The 5,177-nt window shown below is 50.1% G+C and carries 2 tRNA genes and 3 rRNA genes; all 5 read right to left on the bottom strand.

The features are described 5' to 3' along the window. Positions 1–4: 4 nt before the first annotated feature. The 5 genes from rrf to HF322_RS11425 all read right to left on the bottom strand — a co-directional run bounded on the left by rrf (position 5) and on the right by HF322_RS11425 (position 5,139). Positions 5–118 (bottom strand): 5S ribosomal RNA (gene rrf / locus HF322_RS11445). 82 nt (positions 119–200) lie between these two features. Next, a 23S ribosomal RNA gene (locus HF322_RS11440) occupies positions 201–3,058 on the bottom strand. A gap of 315 nt (positions 3,059–3,373) precedes the next feature. Then, a tRNA-Ala gene (locus HF322_RS11435) sits at positions 3,374–3,449 on the bottom strand. A 7-nt stretch (positions 3,450–3,456) separates the two neighbouring features. Continuing rightward, positions 3,457–3,533 (bottom strand) — tRNA-Ile (locus tag HF322_RS11430). Between the two features lie 66 nt (positions 3,534–3,599). Beyond that, positions 3,600–5,139 (bottom strand): 16S ribosomal RNA (locus tag HF322_RS11425). The 16S, 23S and 5S rRNA genes sit together here with 2 tRNA genes alongside, the layout of an rRNA operon. Between the last annotated feature and the right edge of the window lie 38 nt (positions 5,140–5,177).

Here is a 5,177-nt window from a genome sequence, read left to right as displayed (position 1 = left end):
AAGGAGCTGACGATGACCTACTCTCACATGAGCGAATCACACTACCATCGGCGCTACGACGTTTCACTTCTGAGTTCGGGAAGGGATCAGGTGGTTCCATCGCGCTGTTGTCGTCAGCAAAGGGGGTATAGATAGGAGTCTGTTGGTTTTGAATCAAGCTTTGGTGATATCACTATCTCATACAAACCACTTGGGGTTGTATGGTCAAGCCAAACGAGCAATTAGTACAGGTTAGCTCCACACATCGCTGCGCTTCCACACCCTGCCTATCAACGTCCTAGTCTTGAACGGCTCTTTAGGGAAATCTCATCTTGAGGTGGGCTTCCCGCTTAGATGCTTTCAGCGGTTATCCCATCCGAACGTAGCTACCGGGCAATGCCATTGGCATGACAACCCGAACACCAGCGGTTCGTCCACTCTGGTCCTCTCGTACTAGGAGCAGATCCTCTCAAATTTCCTACGCCCACGGTAGATAGGGACCGAACTGTCTCACGACGTTCTAAACCCAGCTCGCGTACCTCTTTAAATGGCGAACAGCCATACCCTTAGGACCTGCTTCAGCCCTAGGATGAGATGAGCCGACATCGAGGTGCCAAACACCGCCGTCGATATGAACTCTTGGGCGGTATCAGCCTGTTATCCCCAGAGTACCTTTTATCCGTTGAGCGATGGCCCTTCCATACAGAACCACCGGATCACTAAGACCTACTTTCGTACCTGCTCGACTTGTGGGTCTCGCAGTTAAGCGCGCTTTTGCCTTTATACTCTTTGAACGATTTCCGACCGTTCTGAGCGCACCTTCGTACTCCTCCGTTACTCTTTAGGAGGAGACCGCCCCAGTCAAACTACCCACCATACATTGTCCTTGAGACCGTTATCTCTAAGTTAGAACCCCAACATGACCAGGGTGGTATTTCAAGGTTGGCTCCACAAGAACTAGCGTTCCTGCTTCAAAGCCTCCCACCTATCCTGCACAAGTCAGGTCAAAGTTCAATGTAAAGCTGTAGTAAAGGTTCACGGGGTCTTTCCGTCTAGCCGCGGGTACACAGCATCTTCACTGCGATTTCGATTTCACTGAGTCTCTGCTGGAGACAGCGCTGCCATCATTATGCCATTCGTGCAGGTCGGAACTTACCCGACAAGGAATTTCGCTACCTTAGGACCGTTATAGTTACGGCCGCCGTTTACTGGGGCTTCGATCAAGACCTTCGCTTACGCTAAGCCCATCAATTAACCTTCCAGCACCGGGCAGGCATCACACCCTATACGTCCACTTTCGTGTTTGCAGAGTGCTGTGTTTTTAATAAACAGTTGCAGCAGCCTGGTATCTGCGACTGCCAATAGCTTACACCGCGAGGGTTTCACCATCAGCAGCGTACCTTCTCCCGAAGTTACGGTACCATTTTGCCTAGTTCCTTCAGCAGAGTTCTCTCAAGCGCCTTGGTATTCTCTACCTGACCACCTGTGTCGGTTTCGGGTACGATTCGTTTATGACTGTTGCTTAGAAGCTTTTCCTGGAAGCCTGGTATTTGCCACTTCGCGGTACAAGTACCGCTTGCTATCAGATCTCAGTTTAATAAGTGACCGGATTTGCCTAATCACTCAACCTACATCCTTCCACCTAGATAACCATCACTAGGCTGGCATAACCTTCTCCGTCCCTCCATCGCATCATAAACAAGTATCGGAATATTAACCGATTTCCCATCGACTACGCCTTTCGGCCTCGCCTTAGGGGTCGACTCACCCAGCCCCGATTAACGTTGGACTGGAACCCTTGGTCTTCCGGCGTGGATGCTTTTCACACCCATTATCGTTACTCACGTCAGCATTCGCTCTTGTGATACCTCCAGCATGCTTTACAACACACCTTCTCAGGCTTACACAATGCTCCCCTACCACTTGAAACAATTTTCAAATCCGCAGCTTCGGCTCCTAGTTTGAGCCCCGTTACATCTTCCGCGCAGGCCGACTCGACTAGTGAGCTATTACGCTTTCTTTAAAGGATGGCTGCTTCTAAGCCAACCTCCTAGCTGTCTATGCCTTCCCACCTCGTTTCCCACTTAACTAGGAATTTGGGGCCTTAGCTGGCGGTCTGGGTTGTTTCCCTCTCCACGACGGACGTTAGCACCCGCCGTGTGTCTCCCGGATATCACTCATCGGTATTCGGAGTTTGCATCGGGTTGGTAAGTCGGTATGACCCCCTAGCCGAAACAGTGCTCTACCCCCAATGGTGTTCGTCCGAGGCGCTACCTAAATAGCTTTCGGGGAGAACCAGCTATCACCGAGTTTGATTAGCCTTTCACCCCTATCCACAAGTCATCCCCTGGCTTTTCAACGACAGTGGGTTCGGTCCTCCGGTGCCTGTTACGGCACTTTCAACCTGCTCATGGATAGATCACTCGGTTTCGGGTCTATACCCTGCAACTATTCGCCCTATTAAGACTCGGTTTCCCTACGGCTCCCCTATTCGGTTAACCTTGCTACAGAATATAAGTCGCTGACCCATTATACAAAAGGTACGCCGTCACGGATCATGTCCGCTCCGACTGCTTGTACGCACACGGTTTCAGGTTCTATTTCACTCCCCTCACAGGGGTTCTTTTCGCCTTTCCCTCACGGTACTGGTTCACTATCGGTCAGTCAGGAGTATTTAGCCTTGGAGGATGGTCCCCCCATCTTCAAACAGGATTTCTCGTGTCCCGCTCTACTTAATATGCTTCCTCTAGAATTTCGAATACGGGACTATCACCCACTATGGTCAGCTTTCCCACGCTGTTCTTCTATTCTAAAGTCCGTCGGCTCCTCCCCGTTCGCTCGCCGCTACTTGGGGAATCTCATTTGATGTCTTTTCCTCGAGCTACTGAGATGTTTCACTTCGCTCGGTTCGCCTCTTATACAAGTATAAGATACCTATCTTATGATAGGTGGGTTTCCCCATTCAGAAATCTTCGGATCACAGGATATTGCCGCCTCCCCGAAGCTTATCGCAGGCTGTCACGTCTTTCATCGCCTCTGACTGCCAAGGCATCCACCATGTGCGCTTCATTACTTGACCATACAACCCCAAAGGGTCTATGGGTAATGATAACGATATCACCTATGTTTACGCTTGATTCAGTTCTCTTTACTTTGATAACCACCCCTTGGGATAACAACTGATGTCATTAAAAGGTGATTATCAGGTTAGTGATGATACGTGAAATATCACCACTAACCCAGACTCATATCTATGTTGTTAAATAGTTCCTAATCCTTCGTCAGGTATTAGGTTCTGTATCAAACAGAAAGAAGAAATCGATTCCAATCTCTTGTTTCTGTTTATACTTACTATCTTTATTTATTTTATTTACAGCTTACGTCTCGCTTTATTTGGTGGAGCCAAGGAGAGTCGAACTCCTGACCTCCTGCGTGCAAGGCAGGCGCTCTACCAACTGAGCTATGGCCCCAGATGTTTGGTGGGTCTGATAAGACTTGAACTTATGACCCCCGCGTTATCAACACGGTGCTCTAACCAACTGAGCTACAGACCCTGAGAAGCGTTAACGCTTAAACCAAAGAACAACTTGTTGTGGATTCTTACCAATCAAATGCTTCGTTAAGGAGGTGATCCAGCCGCAGGTTCCCCTACGGCTACCTTGTTACGACTTCACCCCAGTCATCGACCACACCGTGGTGAGCGCCCTCCAAAGTTAGGCTACCCACTTCTGGTGCAATCAACTCCCATGGTGTGACGGGCGGTGTGTACAAGGCCCGGGAACGTATTCACCGCGGCATTCTGATCCGCGATTACTAGCGATTCCTACTTCATGGAGTCGAGTTGCAGACTCCAATCTGGACTACGATAGGCTTTTTGAGATTCGCTTCACATCGCTGTGTCGCTGCCCTCTGTACCTACCATTGTAGCACGTGTGTAGCCCTGGTCGTAAGGGCCATGATGACTTGACGTCGTCCCCGCCTTCCTCCAGTTTGTCACTGGCAGTATCCTTAGAGTTCCCGACCGAGTCGCTGGTAACTAAGGAAAAGGGTTGCGCTCGTTGCGGGACTTAACCCAACATCTCACGACACGAGCTGACGACAGCCATGCAGCACCTGTATCACAATTCCCGAAGGCACTCTCGTATCTCTACAAGATTCTGTGTATGTCAAGACCAGGTAAGGTTCTTCGCGTTGCATCGAATTAAACCACATGCTCCACCGCTTGTGCGGGCCCCCGTCAATTCATTTGAGTTTTAACCTTGCGGCCGTACTCCCCAGGCGGTCTACTTATTGCGTTAGCTGCGTCACTAAGGAATCAAGTCCCCCAACGACTAGTAGACATCGTTTACGGCGTGGACTACCAGGGTATCTAATCCTGTTTGCTACCCACGCTTTCGAACCTCAGTGTCAGTATGATGCCAGAAGGCTGCCTTCGCCATCGGTATTCCTCCAGATCTCTACGCATTTCACCGCTACACCTGGAATTCTACCTTCCTCTCACCTACTCTAGCCTGACAGTTTCAGATGCCGTTCCCAGGTTAAGCCCGGGGCTTTCACATCTGACTTATCAAGCCACCTACGCTCGCTTTACGCCCAGTAATTCCGATTAACGCTCGCACCCTCTGTATTACCGCGGCTGCTGGCACAGAGTTAGCCGGTGCTTATTCTGCAGCTAATGTCATCAGCTTTGGGTATTAGCCAAAACCTCTTCTTCACTGCTTAAAGTGCTTTACAACCAAAAGGCCTTCTTCACACACGCGGCATGGCTGGATCAGGGTTCCCCCCATTGTCCAATATTCCCCACTGCTGCCTCCCGTAGGAGTCCGGGCCGTGTCTCAGTCCCGGTGTGGCTGATCATCCTCTCAGACCAGCTACAGATCGTCGCCTTGGTAGGCTCTTACCCCACCAACTAGCTAATCCGACTTAGGCTCATCTAATAGCGCAAGGCCAAAAGGTCCCCTGCTTTCTCCCGTAGGTCGTATGCGGTATTAGCTTACCTTTCGGCAAGTTATCCCCCACTACTAGGTAGATTCCTAAGCATTACTCACCCGTCCGCCGCTCGTCAGCAGAGAAGCAAGCTTCTCTCTGTTACCGCTCGACTTGCATGTGTTAAGCCTGCCGCCAGCGTTCAATCTGAGCCATGATCAAACTCTTCAGTTTAATCTATCTTGAAGCCTTTACTATGTAAACATAGAAGA

This window comes from Psychrobacter sp. MF31 (assembly GCF_012847335.1).
Classification (GTDB): domain Bacteria; phylum Pseudomonadota; class Gammaproteobacteria; order Pseudomonadales; family Moraxellaceae; genus Psychrobacter.
Note: the sequence above shows the minus strand (reverse complement) of the source record. Positions and strands in the feature narration are given on the sequence as shown.